Source organism: Aeromonas bestiarum (assembly GCF_000819745.1).
Taxonomy (GTDB): Bacteria; Pseudomonadota; Gammaproteobacteria; order Enterobacterales; family Aeromonadaceae; genus Aeromonas; species Aeromonas bestiarum.
In genome coordinates, this window is record NZ_CDDA01000008.1 from 180,424 (window position 1) to 199,000 (window position 18,577).

An 18,577-nucleotide genomic window follows, 5' to 3' on the forward strand; every position below is an offset into this window, starting at 1 on the left:
GGAACATCTCATGTCTGCAATCGTATCGGGAATCGGTTGGCATCTGGTTGGCGCCGCCTCGGCGGCCTCCTTCTATGCGCCCCTCAGCAAGGTCCGGCGCTGGTCGTGGGAAACCACCTGGGCCTTCGCCGGCCTGTTTTCATGGATCCTGTTGCCCTGGCTGGTCACCTCCACGCTGATCGATGACTTCGGCGCCTTCTACAGCGTGGTGGACAGCAAGGCATTCTGGGGCATGTTTCTGTTCGGTGCCATGTGGGGGATAGGCAATGTCAACTATGGCTTGACCATGCGCTATCTGGGCATGTCTCTGGGCATAGGGATCGCCATCGGCGTGACCCTGGTGGTGGGCACCCTGATGCCACCCATATTGCGTGGGGAATTTGGTCAGCTGCTCACCACGGCCAGTGGCCAAATCACCCTGCTCGGTGTCTTTGTCGCGTTGATCGGCATAGGCATAGTCACCTGGGCTGGGCATCAGAAAGAGATTGCCCTGGGCACGACTACCCGGGAGTTCAACCTGAAGAAGGGGCTGCTGCTGGCGGTGATGTGCGGCATCTTCTCCTCGGGATTTGCCTTCGGTCTGGAAGCCGCGGCCCCCATCCGGCAGGCATCGCTGGCACTTGGCATCAACCCGCTCTACGCCGTGTTGCCGAGCTACGGCATCATCATGGGCGGTGGAGCCATCGTCAACATGGCCTACTGCTTCATCCGGCTGGCAACGCGCCCCGAACTGTCACTGCGCAATGATCTGGCCCAGCCAGCGCGGAGTTTGCTGCTCAATGGCTTGCTGGCCGCGGCCGGTGGCATCATGTGGTATCTGCAGTTCTTCTTTTATGCCTGGGGCGAAGCCAGCATTCCCGAACACCTCTCCTTCGTGAACTGGATGTTGCACATGAGCGGTTATGTGTTGTGTGGCGGTATCGTGGGGCTGTTGATGGCGGAATGGAAAGGGGTCGGCACTCGTCCGGTGCGGATCCTCTGCATCGGCATGCTGGTGATAGTCGGTGCCGCCAATCTGGTCGGCATGGGCATGGCATAAGGAGCGACAAGATGATCCGCAAGGCATTCCTGATGTCGGTGTACCCTGGCTGTGAGGTGGAATACCGTCGCCGTCACGATGAACTCTGGCCCGAGCTGGCCGCAACCCTGAAGGCGCACGGGGCCAGCAACTACAGCATCTTTCTCCACCCGGAGAGCTGTCAGCTGTTTGGTTACGTCGAGATTGAAGATGAGGGACGCTGGCGCGAGGTGGCCAGTACGGCCATCTGCCAGCAGTGGTGGGCCTATATGCAAGAGATAATGCCATCGCACCCCGACAACAGCCCGATCAGCATGGAGCTCTCCTCGCTCTTCCATCTGGCCTGATAGCGGGTGTGTCATCCGGCCCAAAAACGACCAAGGGGTTGGCATCGTCATGATGCCAACCCCTTGTTTTATATGGTGCTCCCGACTGGAGTCGAACCAGTGGCCTGTCCCTTAGGAGGGGACCGCTCTATCCTACTGAGCTACGGGAGCCTTGTGGCGGGCATTATACAAGAAGCCGCTCCCTTTTAAACCCTTGATTCTTATTCCAATACTGCCAAATCCCCGATCTGGATGTTAAACGGCGAATATTTGTTCTGAGTGCTGATGATGGCGCCGTCCTCGAATACCTGTACCACTTCGAACAGGCCGTCGGCCGGGTTGCGCATCATGCGCGACTTGCCATAGGGGTCGATGAAGTCGGCGCTGTGCTGGATGCGGAACTGATCCCCCAGCCTGACGCCGTTGCGCCGGCCCAGATTGATGTGGGGGCCGCGTTCGTTCTGGCCTATCACCCGGGCGGTGACCGGGGCGCAGTTGAGCTGGGCGACCAGATCCTGCACCGCCTCCTGCAACTGATAGTTCACCTCCTGGCCATAGCTGGACTGCCAGAACTGGCCGCTGCTGCTGCCTATCTGATCCCGCTTGCCGAAGGTCCAGTTGGCGCGGCCCTGATACTCCTTGCGGCTTAGCAGGCTGCCATTGATGCCATCGAACAGGTAGAGCTGCATGCGAAAGTTGCGAATGGGATCTTCGTACCAGCTGGTCAGCTGGTTGCCCTGCGGCTCGATGGAGAGGTCATCTATGCTGCCGAGCACCAGATACTGGCTGTCGGTGCGCAGGCTGAGGGCCTTGATCTCCTCCAGGGCGCTGCGATCCCCCTGTTGCAGGTGGAGCGGATCTATGCGCAGGTTTTCGTCCAGCCACTGGCGTACGGCCACCCCTTGCGGCGCGTTGGCCAGGGTCTCGAACATGCGACGGGACAGGTTGGCGGGCATGTCGTCGAGAGCGCCGTAGCTCGCCTGATCCGGGTAGCGCAGCCGCAGCCTGACCAGCGTCAAATCCTTGGCGTAATGCTGGGTCTGGCAGATCTGGCGTTCGGCCTGGATATCGGCCTGTACCGTGATGTACATGCGGCCGTTGCGCACCTCTTCCCGCTTGAGCCGGTACTGGCGGATGTCGCCGCCGGAGCGGATCTGGATCTGCTCGGAGCGCAGGCTGCCGTTTTCCAGACGCTGGATGCTGGAGACGGCGGCACCGCTCGCCAGCAGGGCCTGGCGCAGGGCGTCGCGGGTCGCCTGCTCGCGGGCATAGACCTCGTCGCCCCCCAGGATGGCGGCACTGCCCTGGGCTTCGATAAGCTCTGCCCGGACCGACAGGCTGGCCAGCAGCAGGGTTAACAGCAGCGGTAATTTCATGACAAACACCTTGAATATGCGGGTCGGCCTCTCACCCCTGTCGAAGTGATGGCGCCGGCCGATACAGACCACAGAACCGTGCCAGTTGCACAGCACACCGCAAATAATTAGCAAGATCCATGCCTCATTCCCGACTCAAGCTTTGGCCAGCCGAACCGATAACGAATCAGGTGCAGATACAGGAAAGGTATCCATGAACAAACTCATCACGGCGTTGGCCCTCGCGCTGGCTCTGACCAGCTGTGGTTCCGACCCCATCAACCGGGATCTGGGTGATCCTCGCCAGGCCGCTGCTGGCATGGAGCTAAACTGGCTGGTTGCGCGCATGACCGATCAGCTGATGGAGCGCAAGTCCCTCACGACCCTGACCGAGCCCATCGCCGTCTCCTCCTTCGTCGATCTCGATACCCTGCAGGACACCAACTGGATGGGGCAGCAGATCGAGGAGAGCTTTATCTACGAGCTGAACCGGCGCGGGGAAGTGGTGGTGGATTTCAAGATGACTGGCAGCATCAAGGTGACCCCGCAGGGTGACTTCGTGATGAGCCGCAACTACCGGGAGCTCTCCCCCCGGTTGCCCATCTCCCGCATCCTGACCGGCACCTTCAGCCGCAATGGCAAGGGGATCCTGGTCAATGCCCGCATCATAGATCTGCGGACCAAGATGGTGGAGACCACGGCCCAGAGCCTGATCCCGCAAAAATACCTGTTTGGCGCCAACAACTCGTTTGGCCGGGCATCCATCAATCGCGGTTACCTGATGCGCGACAGCCAGGCGCGTCCCGGCGGCCATCTGGTCAATCTGACCCCCTGACAAGGAGTGAGCGCAATGAAGATCCTGTTCGGATGCCTGCTGGTCCTGCTGCTGACCGCGTGCAGCGGTGGCAATCGGGTGGTCAACTACGGCGGCGGCAACAACAAACCCGATGACTTCCCGGTACTCAAGGCCGTGGGTTACGCGGTGATCGACATTCAGCCGGGGCCGTCCCAGTCAGAGAAGATGTTGCAGGCCATTCGCGCCTCCAAGATGGATGCCTACCGCGAACTGGCGGAGCAGCTCAATGGCCAGCAGGTGCGGGGCCAGAGCAGCTACAAGGATTTGACCCAGACCTCCAACTCGCTGGACGTGTCCGTGGCCGGCATGGTGCGTGGCGCCCGGGTGGTGGCCTCCTATCCCCGTGGCAACACCTATGCCACCGAGATGGAGCTCGATACCCGCGCCCTCTACAACATCAACCAGTTGATGGCCGGTCAGTTCTGACGGCGAGGCAGAAAAACAAAAGGCGAACATGATGTTCGCCTTTTTTGTTGGCAAAAACGGTCAGTTGCCCATCAGTACCGGCGGCACTGTGGTCGGCTTGACGTCTTCGCTCGGGTAGCAGCCCAGCACCTTGATGTAGCGGGTGATCTTGGTAAGCTCCATCAGCGCGGCCTGCATGGCCGGGGTCTGCAGGTTGGCGGACACATCCAGATAGAACATCTCCTCCCAGGGGTTGCCCTGCACCGGCCGGGATTCGAGCTTGGTCATGTTGATCTCGTTGTTGCGCAGCACCAGCAGCGCCTCCACCAGGGAGCCGGGCTTCTGGGAGGTGGACATGATGAGGGTGGTCTTGGCCGGAATTTGCGGCGCCACGTCGATGGGCTTGCGCGCCACTACGATGAAGCGGCTGTAGTTCTCCTTCTGGTTGGCGAGCTGCTCGGCCAGCACGTCCAGTCCGTACAGCTCACCGCCAGCCGCGCTGCCGATCGCCGCCGCCTCCGGGCTTGCCAGCTCTTTCACCTTCATCATGGCGCTGGAGGAGGAGTCGCAGATCTCGTGGCGCGCCCCTTCCAGCTTGCTCAGGTAGTGGGAGCACTGCTGGAACACCTGGGGGTGGGCGTAGAAGGTCTTGATGCGGCCCAGCTCGGTCGGCACTGCGGTCAGGATGCAGTGCTCTATGGGGTAGGTCAGCTCGCCGACGATGGAGAGGCTGGTGTGCTGCATCACGTCATACACCTCGTTGATGGAGCCCGAGCTGGTGTTCTCTATGGGCAGCACGCCGAAGGCGGCGCGACCCGACTCCACCGCATCCAGCACCTCGCGAAAGTTCTGGCAGTTTACCTCTATCACCTGATCCTTGTAGCGGGCCAGATACTTGCGAGCCGCCAGGCTGGAGTAGGAACCGCGCGGGCCCAGATAGGCGACGCTGGTCATGGGCTCCTGCTGCTCCGGGTTGAGCAGGCTCTGCAGATAAGCCTGCTGGGAGAGCACGGAATCTTCGATGATGGTGTGATAGATGCGGGTGATGTACTGGGCATCCAGCCCCAACACACGCCCTTTCTGGATCAGGGCGACCAGCAGATCCTGCTCGCGCTGGGTGTCGCGGATGGGACGGGGATTGGCCTGCTTGGCACGGGCGACCTCTATGCTGAGGGTCTTGCGCTTGGCCAGCAGGGCAAGCAGCTCCTGATCCAAGCGGGTGATGTCTTGTCTGATCTCGTCGAGCGTAGCCATGGTGGTTCCCTATCCAAATAATCGAGTGTGGTAGCTGCAAAAAAAAGCCTCCGCTAGGGGAGGCTCGATTCGTCTTTGCTTTCTGTTCATGCGACGACAGGGCCTTCCCTCATGTGGGCCGGATAAACGAGAAAGCAAAGAGGAATGGTGCGTGCATGGGTCTTGTCCTGAAAATATCGTCATAACCATTAAGGGATTTGGGCCTGTGATGCAAGTAAAACTTGCCCGGGGGAGGTGAACGGGGCAGGGTGTTTGCGTGTGCCGACGGGCCATTCAAGCACCAGATTGCGGCGGTTGGCTCAGAGGCAGAGGCATCAGGAGGAGGTAACAATGGCGATTATTTTTGATCTGGGACGGGTGGTGGTGAGCTGGGAGCCGGTGGCCATAGTGCGCTCGGTGCGAGGGCCTGACGACGCTGAGGCGCTGGCGGAGCGGCTGTTCAACCACCCGGACTGGTTGGAGGTGGACCGCGGCACCCTGTCGCTGCACACCATGGCCCGCCAGGCGCAGGGGCGCACCGGCCTGCCAGCGGCACAGAATCTCGCCATTTTGCAGGCGGTGCCCGCATCGCTCCTGCCGGATCCCGCTATGCTGACCCTGATAGAGACGCTGCATGGGGCGGGCCACCGCCTCTATGCGCTCTCCAACATGGGGCATGCCAGCATCGACTGGCTGGAGCAGCATGCATTCTGGCGCTTCTTCAGCGGCAAGGTGGTGTCGGCGCGGGTACGTATGATGAAGCCGGAGCCGGATATTTATCGCTATCTGCTGGTGTCGTTCGACCTGAAGGCCGACGAGTGCCTGTTCATCGATGACAGCCCCGCCAACGTGGCTGCCGCGCAGGCGCTGGGGATCGGGGGGCTGGTGTTTACCGATGTGCCCAGCTGTCGTCAGCAGCTGCTGTCGCTGGGCTATCTGCCCGGTTGAGCCGACAGTCTGGAGTGCTCAAGGAGACGTTATGGAGCATGGCCGGTTTCGCAATTGGTTGAGTCACTACCCGGATGCCGGCCTGCTGATCGCCTGCCTGGATGGCAGCGGTTACCAGCTCTGTGTCGAGGTCGACGGCGAGATGCAGTGCCTCACCGACAGCGAGGAGGGCAGGCTGACGTTCGGCTCCCTCGAGCAGGCGGAGGGCTTTTTGCGGGCCCATCAGGTGCATCAGGCGAAACTGCGGATTTATGATGCGCAACAGGATGAAAATGAGGGTAATTGGCAGGAGATGATCATTAAATTCTGATTTATCCCTCTCCTTTAAGGGTTTATTCAGGATTGTTGCGGCACAATGGCGACCAATTCATCATCCGGTGTAGTCGTTATGGATGCCAATATAGTTGTGCTGAATCGAGGATACGATCAGACCTTTCAGGCCAGGGAGCAACAGCTTGTCGAGACCCTGGCCAGCTACGGCGAACTGGTGGTCTCCTTCTCCGGCCGACTGGAATCCTGCTACAGCATGGATTTGTGCCGCGCCAGCGGGGTCCGGATCCGGGCCCTCACCCTGGACAGCCCGACTCGCAGCCGCAAGGAGGTGGCGCGGGCCAAACGCTACTGCCAGCGCTACGGCATAGAGCAGAGAGTCATCAAGACCGACGAGATGATCTTCTGCGATCACCTGCGTCACCTCAACGAGGTGATAGACCCGGTACGCTACATCTGCCATCTCACCGCGCTGGAAACCGACTGGAGCCATCTGCCCATGCTGCTGCCCGCCCCGGTCGAGGAGTTGCAGGAGTATTTGCGCCGCTTCGGCAGCCTGCCGGCCAACACCCTCTGGCTGTTTGCCAAGCAGGGCATGACCCACAGGGACTTTCGTTACGGCTTCAACAAACGGCAGCTGGGGCGCTGGGGCAAGAGCGCCCATGGCTGCCTGAGTCGTCGCTTCTCCGATCCCGAGCTGGTGGACAAGCGCCATCTGCGCATGGTGGACATGGCGGAGCAGATGCTGGCCGACATGGGGCTGGAGGAGGCGCAGGTGTTCTTTCATACCCTTTCGGATCAGGCGACCACACTGGCACGGGTGCGCGTACCGCTGCGGCTGCGTGCCCAGGCATTCGATCTGCAACCGGATATTCTCAATGCCCTCAAGAGCACAGAGTTCGATCTGGTGACGCTGGACATGGTGCAGGAGGAGGATCGGCAGGAGCTGGCTTGCTGATGGCGGCAGCAGAGGGCAAGAACGTGAGTCGGGTCATAGGCAAGTCGGAGCCGACTCTTTATACTGACGCCCTTTTCCATCGACGCCGAGCCATCACCCTATGAAACCCTTGTCCCGCCTGCTGGTTGCCCTCTGTCTGTCGCCCTTGCTGGCACAGGCTGCGCCCCTGACCCAGGTCACCCTGCCGGATGGCCGCCAGGTGCAGCTCAACGATGACTTCACCTGGGAATATCTGCTGATCAAGCCGACGGCGAGCGGTGAGGTGGTCACGGGCGCGGTGGCCGTCCCCGTGCTGACCGAGCAGGCGATGACCAATCCGGATCTGCTGGCCCAGGCGGTCAAGGACGGGATAAGCGTCAAGCTCGACAAGATTGAGGGCTCGGATCCCCTGTCGCTGCAATTTTTGGTGAGCAACACGGGCAGCCGCAGCGTGGTGCGGGTACGCGGCAGCGTCACCCTGTTCAGCGAGCAGGGTGCCCAGCTGGTCAAGCGGGAGGCCCGTTTCTGGGTGGGCGAGAACCGCCTGCCGGAGTCTTACTTGCGCAAGGGCCAGCAGCGTCCCTCCCTGGTGCTGGAGATGCCGCGGCCGGCCGGTCTGACTGGCAACCCCCTGGTGCGGGTCGAGATTGAGGAAGTGGAGTTCCGCTAAATCCTGCGCAGACACCAGTTGCCAAACAGGCTCCATCACCGAGCCTGTTTGGGTTCAATTGTTAACCTGGTAACCGCCAGCAACAGTTGCTTACATCTGACATGATTTGGCAACAGCTTGCCGCTCGGCATTCCCCCTCCTGCTCGGCACAATGGCTCCATTCCAGCTAGGTCTCAACTAGCTCAACAAGTGGAGTCATCAAAATGAAAAAAGTTGCACTTTCTGTTCTGGTTCTGGCCGGTTTCGCTTCTACTTCCGCTCTGGCACAGGATGCCTTCAGTTACGCCAAGGGCGGCCTGACCTGGGCACACACCAAGTCCGACTACATCGGCGGCAAAGACGGCAACAACCGCGATTTCGGTGGTCTGAATCTGGATCTCTCCAAGAGCTTCGGTTCCAACTTCTACGGCCGTCTGGGCAGTGAATACACCTCCCGCAACGATGGCAACGACAGCATGGGCCTCTCCAGCCTGGGTCTGGGTGTCTACACCCCGCTCAGCACCGGCCTGAACCTCTATGGTGAAGCGGGTCTGATGGGTTACACCATGGAGCGCCAGCTTCAATCCAACGTGAACAACACTGGTTGGGACAACATCACCCGCAAGAACAGCGGCAGCATGTACGGTGAAGTGGGCCTGCGTTACGACATCGGCGCCGTCGAGCTTTCCACCGGCTACCGCTACGCCAACATGACCGACGACATGCACGATTTCAAAGTGGGCGCCGCCTACAAGGTGAGCCAGAACCTGGCCCTCACCGCCGATTACACCTACCGCAAGTGGGACCTGCAACAGGGTTCCATCTCCAGCCTGGGTGTGAAGTACAGCTTCTAATCCTGTTTCCTGTAGTGTCTTCATTTTTGCCCATGACGTTTGTCATGGGCTTTTTCATTTTCTGGTGATCCTATTTTCGCCCTTGTGCCGTATCAGTCCGCAATAGTTATACAACTTTCTTTTCTTTGTATAACTGCTATAACTGAACTCAGGCTTATACAAGGAGCGTCAACATGTACAAGATTAAAGTCGGTATCAGTGCCTGCCTGCTGGGACAGGAAGTGCGGTTCGACGGGGGCCACAAGCGCTCCAGCTTCTGCGAACGGGATCTTGGCGCTCACTTCGATTACCACCCCGTCTGTCCCGAGATGGCCATCGGCCTGGGAGCGCCGCGCGCCGCCATCCGGCTGGTCAAACGCCATGGCGAAATCCGCGCCGAGGCGAGCAACGGCAGTTTCGATGTCACCGAGCAACTGATCGCCTTCAGCGAGCAGAAGGCTCGCCAGCTCGACTTCATCTCCGGCTATATCCTCTGCGCCAAGTCACCCAGTTGCGGCATGGAGCGGGTGCGCATCTATGGCGCCAACAATGAGGGGAGTGCCAAGGAGGGGATTGGCCTGTTTGCCAAGGCGTTGATGGAAGCCAACCCCCTGCTGCCGGTGGAAGAAGATGGCCGCCTGTGCGACCCCATACTGCGGGAGAACTTCGTGCTGCGGGTCTTTGCCTACCACGACTGGCAGCAGCTCTGCGCCCAGGGGCTCAGTGCCGCGGCGCTCATCCGCTTTCACTCCCGTTACAAGTATCTGGTGCTCTCCCATGCCACTACCCACTATCGGGCGCTCGGCAAGCTGCTGGGCAACCTTGGCAAGGCCAACCTGCAGCAGGTGGCCGACAGCTACATCAAGGGATTGATGGCTGCCCTGACCCTGCGTGCCAATCGCCGCAGCCACACCAATGTGCTGATGCACCTGCAGGGTTACTTCAAGCGGGTACTGACCCCTTCCCAGAAGCAGGAGCTGGCAGACACAATCGACAAGTACCGTACCGGCATTTTCCCGCTGCTGGTGCCGCTGACCCTGATCCGCCACTACCTGCGGGAATACCCCAATCCCTATCTGTCCGGGCAGGTTTATCTCAATCCTCATCCCGATACGCTCAAGCTGCGCTACGGGCTCTGATCCCTGTTTTGCGACCCCGGCCCCTTTGGCCGGGGCGCCCATACCCTGTTGAACGGAATTAGCCATGTCAGATTTACCACAAGATGATGCCACCAGACCGGATGAGGGCATTTACCCCATTCGCGATGTCTCCCGCCTCACCGGTGTCAATGCCGTCACCCTGCGCGCCTGGCAGCGCCGCTACGGGCTGGTGCAGCCGGCCCGCACCGAGAAGGGTCACCGCCTCTACAGCGAGCAGGACATCCGCCAGATAGGCGAGATCCTGAGCTGGCTGGAGCGGGGGGTGAGCATAGGCCAGGTCAAGGGATTGCTGAGCGAGCCCCAATCCCAGCTGGTGAGCGATCACTGGCAGCAGACCCTGGAGCAGCTGTGCCAGGCGGTGCTCGCCCTCAACCAGCGCAAGGTGGAGGCGCAACTGAATGACCTGCTGGCGAGTTACCCGTTCGAGCTGGTGCGCAGCCGGGTGCTGCAACCTCTGGTGGAGCAGTTGCTCGGCCTGTGGCGCGAGCGGCCCGATGGCGAGCTGCTGCAACAGGTGTGGCTGGGCTGGCTTCATACCCGCTTCGCCCGCCACCTGATCGAGCAGGAGAAGGGCGTGCCGATCACGTTGGCGAGCTGGGGCCAGGTCGGCCCCCTCGATCTGGTCTGGTCTGCCTACGAGCTGATCGGCCAGGGTTATGAGGTGCAGTTGCTGGGGGCGGTCGAGCCGCGCCACCTCGCCCTGCTGGAGGGGCGGGCGACCACTCCCTGGCTGGTTCTGCTGGGGGCCGGGCTTGGCAAGCAGGATCTGGCCACCGGCTGGCCGACGGGCACCCGCTTGTTTGGCGAGCTGGGGCGCCTCTATGACGCGGATTGGCTGGCGGCCCACGGCTGGCAGCCCACCCTTGCACAGGTTTCTTTGGACCAACCGGCAGCCCGTGGCGGCGCCGTGCGCGGGAGCAAGACCCCATGAAGCTGGTCTGGTTTCGCAATGATTTGCGCCTCGCCGACAACCCGGCCTTGCGACACGCTTGCGCCGAGACGGGGGAGGTAGCCGCCCTGTTTGTCATCTCCCCGATCCAGTGGCGACAACACAAGATGGCCCCCATCCGTCAGCGCTTGATGCTGGCGCAGGTCGATGCGCTGGGCCGTGAACTGGCGGCTCTCGGCATCCAGCTCCATCTGCTGCGGGTGGAGACCTTTGCCGAGCTGCCGGCGGCGTTGGCGACCCTGAGCCGGGAGCTCCGTGTCACTCATCTCTACGCCAACCAGGCCATCGAACTCGATGAACAGCGCCGCGACCGTGCCGTCAGCGCCGTGCTGGCGGAGCAGAAGACAAGTTGCCACTGGTTCAACGGCTGCTGCGTGCTGCCGCCGGGCCGGGTGCTGACAGGTGCTGGGGAGATGTTCAAGGTGTTCACCCCCTTCAGCCGCGCCTGGCTCAAGGCGCTGGAGGAGGATGGCTTCGTCATTCACCGAGCCCCCGCGCCCCGGGGCGAGCCGCTGTTGTGGCAGCCGCTGGCCGACAGGGCACTTGTCGATGCAGATCTCGGTGAAGTGACGCCGGATCCGCGCTGGCCGGTGGGGGAGGCCGAGGCACAGCGCCGTCTGCACGCTTTTCTGGAACAGGCGGTGCTCGACTATGGCGAGACCCGGGACTTTCCGGCGCAGGCGGGCACTTCCATCCTCTCGCCTTATCTGGCTGCCGGCATCATAAGTCCGCGCCAGTGCGTGGGGGCGCTGCAACAGCGGCTCGGTTACCGGCCCCAATCCAAGGCACAGCCCGGTTTCGTTTGGCTCAATGAGCTTGTCTGGCGCGACTTCTATCGCCACCTGCTGGTGCTGGTGCCGACCCTCTCCATGAACCTGCCGTTCAAACCCGAGACAGCCGCCTTGCCCTGGGGCTGGGATCCGGAGGCCTTGGCCGCCTGGTGCGAGGGGCGCACCGGCTATCCCATCGTCGATGCGGCCATGCGCTGCCTCAACGCCACCGGCTGGATGCACAACCGGCTGCGGATGATAGTGGCGAGCTTCCTGACCAAGGATCTGCACATCCACTGGCGGCTCGGGGAGGATTACTTCATGAGCCAGCTGATTGACGGGGATCTGGCGGCCAACAACGGCGGCTGGCAGTGGGCAGCGGGTACGGGTGCCGATGCGGCCCCCTACTTTCGGGTGTTCAATCCCACCACTCAGGGGCAACGATTTGATCCACAAGGAGACTTTATCCGTACTTGGGTAACTGAACTTGCCGATGTCCCCGCCGCCTATGTGCACCAGCCCCATGACTGGTTGCGACTCAAGGGAGGAAGGGGATATCCGGCACCCATGGTGGATCACGCCGTCGCCCGGGTGAGAGCCATCGAGATGTTTCGACACCTGGAGAAATAGAATGAATGCGCCGCTGGCCCGCTTTATTGCCCTTTACCAGCAACTGGACAAGCAGCAGTTGCACCGCTTGCCGGACGTCTACGCCGAGCAGGTGATCTTCATCGATCCGGCCCACCGTATCGAGGGGCTGACGGCGCTCACCGACTATTTTGCCGCCCTCTATGAGCGTCTCGCAGACTGCCGCTTCGAGATCATCAGCCAGCAGCAACAGGGTCGTGAGGCCTGGATAAGCTGGGTCATGACCTTCTCCCACCCAAGGCTCGGCGGGGGACGGCCCGTCACTGTGGAGGGGGCGACCCGGCTTGAGTTCGACGCCGCAGACAAGGTGTGTCTGCATCGCGACTACTTCGATCTCGGCGCCATGCTCTACGAGCAGTTGCCGCTGCTCGGATCCCTGGTGCGCACTATCAAGGGGAGGCTGGGATCATGAGCGGACGTGTGCTGATAACGGGGGCCAGCTCCGGGCTGGGCTGCCAGCTGGCGCTCGATTACCGGCAGGCGGGCTGGCAGGTGTGGGGCTGCGGTCGCGATGGCGATCGGCTGCTGGCACTGGGTCGCCACGGCATCACCCCATTGCAGTTTGATAGCCGGGATGCGGTTGCCATGGCAGAGGTGGCGGCCAGCCTGCCGCCGCTGGATCTGCTGATCCTCAATGCCGGCAGCTGCGAATACATGGATCTGGCAGAGGGGTTCGATGGCGAGCTGTTTGCCCGGGTGATCGAGACCAATCTCATCGCCACCGGCCACGCGCTGGCCGCCTTCCTGCCGCTTCTGGAACGCGGTGCCCGGCTTGCCATCGTCGGCTCCTCGGTGAGCTGGTTGCCGCTGCCACGGGCCGAAGCCTATGGCGCTTCCAAGGCGGCCCTCGACTATCTGGCCGATACCCTGCGTCTCGATCTCAAGGCCAGGGGCATAGCAGTGACCCTGATCCGCCCCGGCTTTGTGCAGACGCCGCTCACCGCGAAAAATGATTTTCCCATGCCCTGCCTGGTGACGGTGGAGCAGGCCTCTCGCGCCATCCTGACCGGACTGGCCGCCGGTCGTCACCAGATCCATTTTCCTCGCCGCTTCATCTGGTTGCTGCGCCTGCTTGGCGCACTGCCGGTGGGACTCTGGCTGCGGCTTGGCAGCACGCTTGTTTCGAAAGGACGCCCTTCATGAAGAAAAAAATCGCCATCGTCGGCTCTGGGATCTCCGGGCTTACCGCCGGTTTTCTGCTCCACAAGCGCCACGATGTTACCTTGTTCGAGGCGGCGCCCACTCTGGGGGGTCATACCGCCACCGTCGATGTCAGCTTGGCCGGTCGCAGCTATGCCATCGACACAGGTTTTATCGTATTCAACGATCGCACCTACCCCAATTTCCTCAAATTGCTGGAGCGGATCGGCGTGGCGCGCCAGGACGCCGAGATGAGCTTTTCGGTGAAGAGCCCGCAGGGGTTCGAGTACAACGGTCACAATCTGGATACCCTGTTTGCCCAGCGCAGCAATCTGCTGAGCCCGCGTTTTTACCGCTTCGTGGCCGAGATACTGCGCTTCAACCGGGAGGCCCGTGCCTGGCTGGCCGACGGCCAACGCCATGGCGAGTGTCCCGCGCTGACCCTGGGGGACTTCTTGCAGGTGGGGGACTTTAGCGACTACTTCGCCCGCCACTACATTCTGCCGATGGGGGCGGCCATCTGGTCCTCCACCCTGGCGGACATGCGAGCCTTTCCGCTGGCCTTCTTCCTGCGCTTTTTTGCCAACCATGGCCTGCTCGATGTGGCCAACCGTCCCCAGTGGTACGTGATCCCGGGTGGCTCGCGGGAATACATAGGCCCGCTCACCGCAGGCTGGCAGCCGCAGATCCGGCTCGCCTGCCCGGTGCAGGGGATCCGGCGCCTGGCCGAGGGTGTGCTGATCCAGAGCCGTTATGGCGAGGAACAGTTTGACGAGGTGATCCTCGCCTGCCACAGCGATCAGGCGCTGGCCCTGCTTGCCGATGCGAGCGAGCGGGAGCAGGCCATTCTCGGGGACATGGCTTATCAGGCCAATGACGTCTGGTTGCATACCGATGTCAGCTGTTTGCCCACTCGCCGCAAAGCCTGGGCCAGCTGGAACTATCAGCTGGACGGGGACGACGAGGCGCGGCCGCTGGTGAGCTACAACATGAACATTCTGCAGGGGGTGAACTCGCCAGTGCCCTTCTGCGTCAGTCTCAATCCCAAAGGAAAGGTGGACGAGAGCAAGGTGCTGCGCCGCTTCGTTTATCACCACCCTGTGTTCAATCAGGCATCCATTGAGGCGCAGCAGGCGCGGCTGGAGATCTGCGGTCAGCATCACACCCACTTTTGCGGTGCCTACTGGTACAACGGTTTTCATGAAGACGGGGTGCGCAGCGCACTGGACGTCGCCAGACGCTTCGGAGCCGAGCTATGAGTGCTGTCACCATGGCTCAGACTGTCAGCGCCATCTGGCAGGGCTCGGTGCGCCATCGCCGCTTTGCACCCAGGGCCCACGCTTTCTCTTACAGCCTCTTCATGCTGGGGCTGGATCTGGACGAGCTGCCGAACCTCAGCCAAGGGCGCTGGTTCTCCGTGGAGCGGGCCGGGCTGCTCTCCTTTCACCGCAATGACTATCTCAAAGGCCGCGAGGGAAGCCTCAAGCAGGCGGTGTGGGACAAGGTGGCCGAGCTTGGTGGCGCTGCCGAGCCGGACGGGCGCGTCTTGCTGCTCGGCAATGTACGCTGCCTGGGCTTCTATTTCAGTCCGGTCAATTTCTACTTCTGCTACCGGCAGGGGGAGGCGCGTTACCTGCTGGCCGAGGTGTCGAACACCCCCTGGAACGAGCGCCACTACTACCTGCTGGATCTGGCGGCGCTGGCGCCCCACGACAAGGATTTTCACGTATCCCCCTTCATGGGGCTGGCGATGCGCTACCACTGGCGCATTCGTCCGCCCGCGCAGGAGATGCTGATCCATATCGAGAGTCATCCCAGGTCTGGCGAGGCCAAGCTGTTCGACGCCACCCTGGCGCTGAGCCGTGAGCCGCTGTCGCGCAAGGGGCTGGTGGCGCTGCTCGCCCGCTGGCCCTGGATGACCCTGAAGGTGCTGCTCGGGATCTACTGGCAGGCCCTGCGTCTTTTTATCAAACGAACCCCCATCTTCACTCATCCGGAGAGCCGCTAATGGAACTTGTACAATCAACCCTCTCTGCCTCTTTCATCGACAAAGGCGCAAGGCAACTGCTGCTGAATCTGCTGGGGCGTCTCGAGCATGGTCAACTGCTGCTGCGGGATGGCAGCGAGCGCCACAGTTTCGGTGTGGCGGGCACTGACCTGCACGCCGAGGTGGTGGTGCAGGATCCGGCCTTCTATCGCCGCCTGTTGCTGGGGGGCAGCATAGCCGCCGGTGAAACCTGGGTGGAGGGGCTCTGGACCAGCCCGGATCCGGTGGCACTGGTGCGGCTGCTGGCCCGCAACCTGACGCTGCTCGACAGCCTTGAGCGGCGGCTCAGTTGGCTGAGTTTCCCCTTCAACAAGGCGCGCCACTGGCTCAACCGCAATACCCTGACAGGCTCGAGATCCAACATCGCCGCCCACTACGATCTGGGCAATACCCTCTATCAGGGTTTTCTCGATGGCCATATGCAGTACTCGAGCGCGATTTATCCGAGTGCGGAAGCAAGCCTGGAGGAGGCACAACAGGCCAAGCTGCGTACCATCTGCGAGCGGCTTGAGCTGAGGCCGGACGATCACCTGCTGGAGATAGGCACCGGCTGGGGCGGGCTGGCGATCTATGCGGCTCGCCACTACGGCTGCCGGGTGACCACGACGACCATCTCCCAAGCCCAGCACGACTATGCAAAGGAGTGGATTGCGCGGGAGGGGCTCGACGATCGCATTACCCTGCTGCTGGAGGATTACCGCAAGCTGGAGGGATCCTTCGACAAGCTGGTCTCCATCGAGATGATAGAGGCGGTGGGCCATGCCTTCCTGCCGGACTATTTCCGCCAGTTGTCGCGCCTGCTCAAACCCGGTGGTCGCCTGCTCATTCAGGCCATCACCATAGCCGATCAGCGCCACGCCCAGTATCTGCGCGGGGTCGATTTCATCCAGCGTTACATCTTCCCCGGCGGCTGCCTGCCGAGCGTCTCCCAGATGGCGGGCTTGCTGGCCCGCGAGACCGACATGCAGCTGGTGCGGCTGCACGATCACGGCCACCATTACGCCCGTACCCTGGCGCACTGGTGCGAGCGTTTTCTGGCGCTGGCCCCTGAGCTGCCGAGGCTCGGCTACAGCCAGGATTTCATCCGGCTGTGGCACTTCTACTTTGCCTATTGCGAAGGTGGCTTCTGGGAGCGGGCCATCAGCCTGGTCCAGCTGGAAGCGGCCAAGCCGGGCCCCCTTGGCTGGTCGGGGGACCTGCCAGTAAGCGGTCACTGACCATGTGGCAGTGGGCCCAGCTGCTGGGGTTCAACCTCTACTGGTTGCTGGCGGTGAAATGGCAGCAACCGGGCCCCCTGCTGCTGATGCTGTTGCTCCACTTTCTCTTCTCCCCCAGCCGCAGGCGCGATCTGCGGTTATGGCCAGTGGCCCTGGCCGGCTGTCTGCTCGATGGCTTGCTCTGGCAGCTCGGCTTGTTCCAGTTCCCTTCCGGTTTTCCCCTCTGGCTGGTGCTGCTCTGGCTCGGTTTTGCCCTGACGCTGGCCCACGGCATGTGCTGGTTGCGCCCCTTGGCCCGCTGGCAGCAGGGACTGTTTGGCATGGCGGGTGGCGTCTCCTCCTATGTGGCGGGAGCAGCCATGGGCGCAGTACACTTACCCTGGGGCATCTGGATCAGCACGGCACTGCTGGCGGTGATCTGGATGTGGTGGTTACCCGTACTCCTGTGGGTAACGGTCAAGCTGGAGGGTGAAGCGAGATGAACACCTTTTCGACCGACACCTTGTTGTTTTCCAAGTGGACCAAAGAGAGCCAGCACGAGCTGACCGAGCGCTTCTATCTGGTGGTGTCATGCCAGCGGGATGCGCAGGGGCAACTGGCCCGCGTGGTGATGCAGGATATCAACACCCTGCTGGAACAGGAGATGGATTGGCATGAACTGGAAGATCCCGCGAGCTGGCATATGGGGTGGAATTAGCCTGCTGATCGTGGCCTTGAGCAGCCCGTGTTCACTGGCCAAAGAGGCCCCTTCCCCCCCCTGGCAGCCGCTGCGAGCCGTGGGGCAGGGGGAGATGAGCTGGCTCTGGTTCAAGCTCTATGACGCTACCTTCTACAGCGCAAGTGGCCGTTATGAGCCGGGCCATTATCCACAGGCGCTGATCCTCACCTACGCCAGAGAGATCAAACGCAGTGATTTGCTCACCGCCACCGCCGAGGAGTGGCAGCGACTCGGGCTTGGCAGCGATGCCGATCGCCGGCGCTGGCTCGATCAGCTGGCGGCGCTCTGGCCCGATGTGGGGGCGGGAGACAGACTTGCCTTCTATGTGGATGAGGCCGGATTTGGCCATTTCTGGTGGCACGAACGGCCGCTCGGCAGCCTCGCCGATCCCCAATTCTCCGCGGCCTTTCTGGCCATCTGGCTCGCCGACAACAGTCGCGATCCCGGGCTCACCCGCCGCCTGCGAGGTCAACTCTGATGCTGGAATACTCAATGTTTTTCTATCGTTATTGTCGCTTTCTGCTGCTGTTGCCACTCGTGGTGCTGACGGGGTGTGGCAGCAATCTGGACGACTACCGTGGTCAGGGGCCGAGCTGGGATCTCGCCCGCTTCTTCAACGGCAAGCTGGTGGCTCATGGCCTGGTGACCGACCGCAGAGGCGAAGTGACCAGTCGCTTCCGGGTCGAGATGCAGGGGCATTGGCAGGGTGGAAAGGGCGAGTTGTTCGAGCAGTTCTATTTCGATGACGGCCGCCGGCAGACTCGCACCTGGTTCTTGAGCAAGGGGGTGGATGGTCACTGGCGCGGTACCGCATCCGATGTAGTGGGGGAGGCGATAGGCAAGACGGAAGGCTTTGCCCTCAACTGGCGCTATCAGCTCGATCTGGCCCTGCCGGACGGGGAGGTGGTGCGGGTGAGCTTCGATGACTGGATGTACCTGCTGGATGAAGATCGCCTGATCAATCGGGCCGAGATCAGCAAGTTCGGCATTCATCTGGGCGAGGTGATCCTCTATATCGAGCGGCGCCCGGGGTGAGTCATGCCAGATCATCTGATGGGTGCACTTGGCGATAGCCGCTCGCTATCAATCAGTTAGGCA

General features: G+C 61.8%; 23 protein-coding genes, 1 tRNA gene and 1 other annotated feature. Of the genes, 21 read left to right on the forward strand and 3 right to left on the reverse strand.

The features are described from left to right. Positions 1 to 10: 10 nt before the first annotated feature. Both rhaT and rhaM read left to right on the forward strand, forming a co-directional pair. Positions 11 to 1,039: an L-rhamnose/proton symporter RhaT gene (rhaT, locus tag BN1118_RS04450; RefSeq protein ID WP_043135025.1), complete on the forward strand. Its 1,029-nt coding sequence runs from the start codon at positions 11 to 13 to the stop codon at positions 1,037 to 1,039. An 11-nt stretch (positions 1,040 to 1,050) separates the two neighbouring features. Next, positions 1,051 to 1,365, forward strand: a complete 315-nt coding sequence (gene rhaM / locus BN1118_RS04455; protein ID WP_043135024.1) for an L-rhamnose mutarotase — start codon at positions 1,051 to 1,053, stop codon at positions 1,363 to 1,365. Positions 1,366 to 1,438: 73 nt separating this feature from the next. Here rhaM and BN1118_RS04460 read toward each other — a convergent pair. Together BN1118_RS04460 and BN1118_RS04465 are read right to left on the reverse strand one after the other, a co-directional pair. Then, a tRNA-Arg gene (locus tag BN1118_RS04460) sits at positions 1,439 to 1,515 on the reverse strand. A gap of 50 nt (positions 1,516 to 1,565) precedes the next feature. Beyond that, a complete protein-coding gene (locus tag BN1118_RS04465; RefSeq protein ID WP_042867056.1) occupies positions 1,566 to 2,720 on the reverse strand; it encodes a flagellar assembly protein FlgT in 1,155 nt (384 codons plus the stop codon). A gap of 193 nt (positions 2,721 to 2,913) precedes the next feature. Here BN1118_RS04465 and BN1118_RS04470 point away from each other — a divergent pair, with 193 nt between their 5' ends. Together BN1118_RS04470 and BN1118_RS04475 are read left to right on the forward strand one after the other, a co-directional pair. Further along, positions 2,914 to 3,534, forward strand: a complete 621-nt coding sequence (locus tag BN1118_RS04470) for a FlgO family outer membrane protein (protein ID WP_043554726.1) — start codon at positions 2,914 to 2,916, stop codon at positions 3,532 to 3,534. Between the two features lie 15 nt (positions 3,535 to 3,549). Then, positions 3,550 to 3,981 carry an LPP20 family lipoprotein gene (locus BN1118_RS04475; RefSeq protein WP_043139908.1) on the forward strand — a complete coding sequence of 144 codons (432 nt, stop codon included), beginning with the start codon at positions 3,550 to 3,552 and terminating at the stop codon, positions 3,979 to 3,981. A gap of 60 nt (positions 3,982 to 4,041) precedes the next feature. Here BN1118_RS04475 and pheA read toward each other — a convergent pair whose 3' ends face one another. Then, positions 4,042 to 5,214 carry a prephenate dehydratase gene (gene pheA, locus BN1118_RS04480; protein WP_043139906.1) on the reverse strand — a complete coding sequence of 391 codons (1,173 nt, stop codon included), beginning with the start codon at positions 5,212 to 5,214 and terminating at the stop codon, positions 4,042 to 4,044. A 38-nt stretch (positions 5,215 to 5,252) separates the two neighbouring features. Then, positions 5,253 to 5,375 (reverse strand) — a sequence feature (Phe leader region). Positions 5,376 to 5,544: 169 nt separating this feature from the next. On the opposite strand from pheA, the gene BN1118_RS04485 reads away from it, so the two are divergent. The 17 genes from BN1118_RS04485 (at position 5,545) to BN1118_RS04565 (ending at position 18,514) form a co-directional block, all read left to right on the forward strand. Next, positions 5,545 to 6,141: an HAD family hydrolase gene (locus BN1118_RS04485; protein ID WP_043554727.1), complete on the forward strand. Its 597-nt coding sequence runs from the start codon at positions 5,545 to 5,547 to the stop codon at positions 6,139 to 6,141. Positions 6,142 to 6,172: 31 nt separating this feature from the next. Then, on the forward strand, positions 6,173 to 6,451 hold the full coding sequence (locus BN1118_RS04490; protein WP_043134374.1) for a DUF6482 family protein: 279 nt from the start codon (positions 6,173 to 6,175) through the stop codon (positions 6,449 to 6,451). Between the two features lie 45 nt (positions 6,452 to 6,496). Beyond that, positions 6,497 to 7,369, forward strand: a complete 873-nt coding sequence (locus BN1118_RS04495; RefSeq protein ID WP_043554728.1) for an adenine nucleotide alpha hydrolase family protein — start codon at positions 6,497 to 6,499, stop codon at positions 7,367 to 7,369. A gap of 100 nt (positions 7,370 to 7,469) precedes the next feature. Next, positions 7,470 to 8,018 carry a DUF3157 family protein gene (locus tag BN1118_RS04500; protein ID WP_043554729.1) on the forward strand — a complete coding sequence of 183 codons (549 nt, stop codon included), beginning with the start codon at positions 7,470 to 7,472 and terminating at the stop codon, positions 8,016 to 8,018. 203 nt (positions 8,019 to 8,221) lie between these two features. Then, positions 8,222 to 8,851, forward strand: coding sequence for an outer membrane beta-barrel protein (locus BN1118_RS04505; RefSeq protein ID WP_042867063.1), 630 nt, complete (start codon positions 8,222 to 8,224; stop codon positions 8,849 to 8,851). Between the two features lie 173 nt (positions 8,852 to 9,024). After that, positions 9,025 to 9,969 (forward strand): YbgA family protein, encoded by a 945-nt coding sequence (locus tag BN1118_RS04510; RefSeq protein WP_043554730.1) that lies wholly within the window; start codon positions 9,025 to 9,027, stop codon positions 9,967 to 9,969. A 64-nt stretch (positions 9,970 to 10,033) separates the two neighbouring features. Beyond that, entirely contained in the window at positions 10,034 to 10,921 is an 888-nt protein-coding gene (locus BN1118_RS04515) for a MerR family transcriptional regulator (protein ID WP_043554731.1), read from the forward strand. Continuing rightward, positions 10,918 to 12,339, forward strand: coding sequence for a deoxyribodipyrimidine photo-lyase (gene phrB, locus BN1118_RS04520; protein WP_043554732.1), 1,422 nt, complete (start codon positions 10,918 to 10,920; stop codon positions 12,337 to 12,339). Before BN1118_RS04515 ends, phrB begins: the two co-directional genes overlap by 4 nt. A 1-nt stretch (position 12,340) precedes the next feature. After that, positions 12,341 to 12,769 (forward strand): nuclear transport factor 2 family protein, encoded by a 429-nt coding sequence (locus tag BN1118_RS04525; RefSeq protein ID WP_043554733.1) that lies wholly within the window; start codon positions 12,341 to 12,343, stop codon positions 12,767 to 12,769. Beyond that, positions 12,766 to 13,500, forward strand: a complete 735-nt coding sequence (locus tag BN1118_RS04530; protein WP_043554734.1) for an SDR family NAD(P)-dependent oxidoreductase — start codon at positions 12,766 to 12,768, stop codon at positions 13,498 to 13,500. The genes BN1118_RS04525 and BN1118_RS04530 overlap by 4 nt, the downstream gene beginning before the upstream one ends. Beyond that, a complete protein-coding gene (locus BN1118_RS04535) occupies positions 13,497 to 14,756 on the forward strand; it encodes an NAD(P)/FAD-dependent oxidoreductase (protein WP_043554735.1) in 1,260 nt (419 codons plus the stop codon). Before BN1118_RS04530 ends, BN1118_RS04535 begins: the two co-directional genes overlap by 4 nt. After that, on the forward strand, positions 14,753 to 15,505 hold the full coding sequence (locus BN1118_RS04540; protein ID WP_043554736.1) for a DUF1365 domain-containing protein: 753 nt from the start codon (positions 14,753 to 14,755) through the stop codon (positions 15,503 to 15,505). The genes BN1118_RS04535 and BN1118_RS04540 overlap by 4 nt, the downstream gene beginning before the upstream one ends. After that, positions 15,505 to 16,761, forward strand: coding sequence for an SAM-dependent methyltransferase (locus BN1118_RS04545; RefSeq protein ID WP_043554737.1), 1,257 nt, complete (start codon positions 15,505 to 15,507; stop codon positions 16,759 to 16,761). The genes BN1118_RS04540 and BN1118_RS04545 overlap by 1 nt, the downstream gene beginning before the upstream one ends. Before the next feature lie 2 nt (positions 16,762 to 16,763). Next, complete coding sequence (locus BN1118_RS04550; RefSeq protein WP_043554738.1) at positions 16,764 to 17,243, forward strand: DUF2878 domain-containing protein; 480 nt, start codon at positions 16,764 to 16,766, stop codon at positions 17,241 to 17,243. Next, positions 17,240 to 17,458, forward strand: a complete 219-nt coding sequence (locus BN1118_RS04555) for a TIGR02450 family Trp-rich protein (RefSeq protein ID WP_043134397.1) — start codon at positions 17,240 to 17,242, stop codon at positions 17,456 to 17,458. Before BN1118_RS04550 ends, BN1118_RS04555 begins: the two co-directional genes overlap by 4 nt. Then, positions 17,415 to 17,957, forward strand: coding sequence for a chalcone isomerase family protein (locus BN1118_RS04560; RefSeq protein ID WP_043554739.1), 543 nt, complete (start codon positions 17,415 to 17,417; stop codon positions 17,955 to 17,957). Before BN1118_RS04555 ends, BN1118_RS04560 begins: the two co-directional genes overlap by 44 nt. Positions 17,958 to 17,971: 14 nt before the next feature. Beyond that, positions 17,972 to 18,514 (forward strand): DUF3833 domain-containing protein, encoded by a 543-nt coding sequence (locus BN1118_RS04565; RefSeq protein ID WP_209428855.1) that lies wholly within the window; start codon positions 17,972 to 17,974, stop codon positions 18,512 to 18,514. Positions 18,515 to 18,577 lie beyond the last annotated feature (63 nt).

Bases quoted from the DNA above. Each gene is read 5' to 3' on its own strand.
- BN1118_RS04510 (WP_043554730.1), top strand. From the start codon at position 9,025: ATGTACAAGATTAAAGTCGGTATCAGTGCCTGCCTGCTGGGACAGGAA.
- BN1118_RS04490 (WP_043134374.1), top strand. From the start codon at position 6,173: ATGGAGCATGGCCGGTTTCGCAATTGGTTGAGTCACTACCCGGATGCC.
- BN1118_RS04560 (WP_043554739.1), top strand. From the start codon at position 17,415: ATGAACTGGAAGATCCCGCGAGCTGGCATATGGGGTGGAATTAGCCTG.
- BN1118_RS04495 (WP_043554728.1), top strand. From the start codon at position 6,497: ATGGCGACCAATTCATCATCCGGTGTAGTCGTTATGGATGCCAATATA.
- BN1118_RS04530 (WP_043554734.1), top strand. From the start codon at position 12,766: ATGAGCGGACGTGTGCTGATAACGGGGGCCAGCTCCGGGCTGGGCTGC.
- BN1118_RS04540 (WP_043554736.1), top strand. From the start codon at position 14,753: ATGAGTGCTGTCACCATGGCTCAGACTGTCAGCGCCATCTGGCAGGGC.
- phrB (WP_043554732.1), top strand. From the start codon at position 10,918: ATGAAGCTGGTCTGGTTTCGCAATGATTTGCGCCTCGCCGACAACCCG.
- BN1118_RS04500 (WP_043554729.1), top strand. From the start codon at position 7,470: ATGAAACCCTTGTCCCGCCTGCTGGTTGCCCTCTGTCTGTCGCCCTTG.
- BN1118_RS04485 (WP_043554727.1), top strand. From the start codon at position 5,545: ATGGCGATTATTTTTGATCTGGGACGGGTGGTGGTGAGCTGGGAGCCG.
- pheA (WP_043139906.1), bottom strand. From the start codon at position 5,214: ATGGCTACGCTCGACGAGATCAGACAAGACATCACCCGCTTGGATCAG.
- BN1118_RS04565 (WP_209428855.1), top strand. From the start codon at position 17,972: ATGTTTTTCTATCGTTATTGTCGCTTTCTGCTGCTGTTGCCACTCGTG.
- BN1118_RS04470 (WP_043554726.1), top strand. From the start codon at position 2,914: ATGAACAAACTCATCACGGCGTTGGCCCTCGCGCTGGCTCTGACCAGC.
- BN1118_RS04505 (WP_042867063.1), top strand. From the start codon at position 8,222: ATGAAAAAAGTTGCACTTTCTGTTCTGGTTCTGGCCGGTTTCGCTTCT.
- BN1118_RS04550 (WP_043554738.1), top strand. From the start codon at position 16,764: ATGTGGCAGTGGGCCCAGCTGCTGGGGTTCAACCTCTACTGGTTGCTG.
- BN1118_RS04465 (WP_042867056.1), bottom strand. From the start codon at position 2,720: ATGAAATTACCGCTGCTGTTAACCCTGCTGCTGGCCAGCCTGTCGGTC.
- BN1118_RS04475 (WP_043139908.1), top strand. From the start codon at position 3,550: ATGAAGATCCTGTTCGGATGCCTGCTGGTCCTGCTGCTGACCGCGTGC.
- BN1118_RS04535 (WP_043554735.1), top strand. From the start codon at position 13,497: ATGAAGAAAAAAATCGCCATCGTCGGCTCTGGGATCTCCGGGCTTACC.
- rhaT (WP_043135025.1), top strand. From the start codon at position 11: ATGTCTGCAATCGTATCGGGAATCGGTTGGCATCTGGTTGGCGCCGCC.
- BN1118_RS04545 (WP_043554737.1), top strand. From the start codon at position 15,505: ATGGAACTTGTACAATCAACCCTCTCTGCCTCTTTCATCGACAAAGGC.
- rhaM (WP_043135024.1), top strand. From the start codon at position 1,051: ATGATCCGCAAGGCATTCCTGATGTCGGTGTACCCTGGCTGTGAGGTG.
- BN1118_RS04515 (WP_043554731.1), top strand. From the start codon at position 10,034: ATGTCAGATTTACCACAAGATGATGCCACCAGACCGGATGAGGGCATT.
- BN1118_RS04525 (WP_043554733.1), top strand. From the start codon at position 12,341: ATGAATGCGCCGCTGGCCCGCTTTATTGCCCTTTACCAGCAACTGGAC.
- BN1118_RS04555 (WP_043134397.1), top strand. From the start codon at position 17,240: ATGAACACCTTTTCGACCGACACCTTGTTGTTTTCCAAGTGGACCAAA.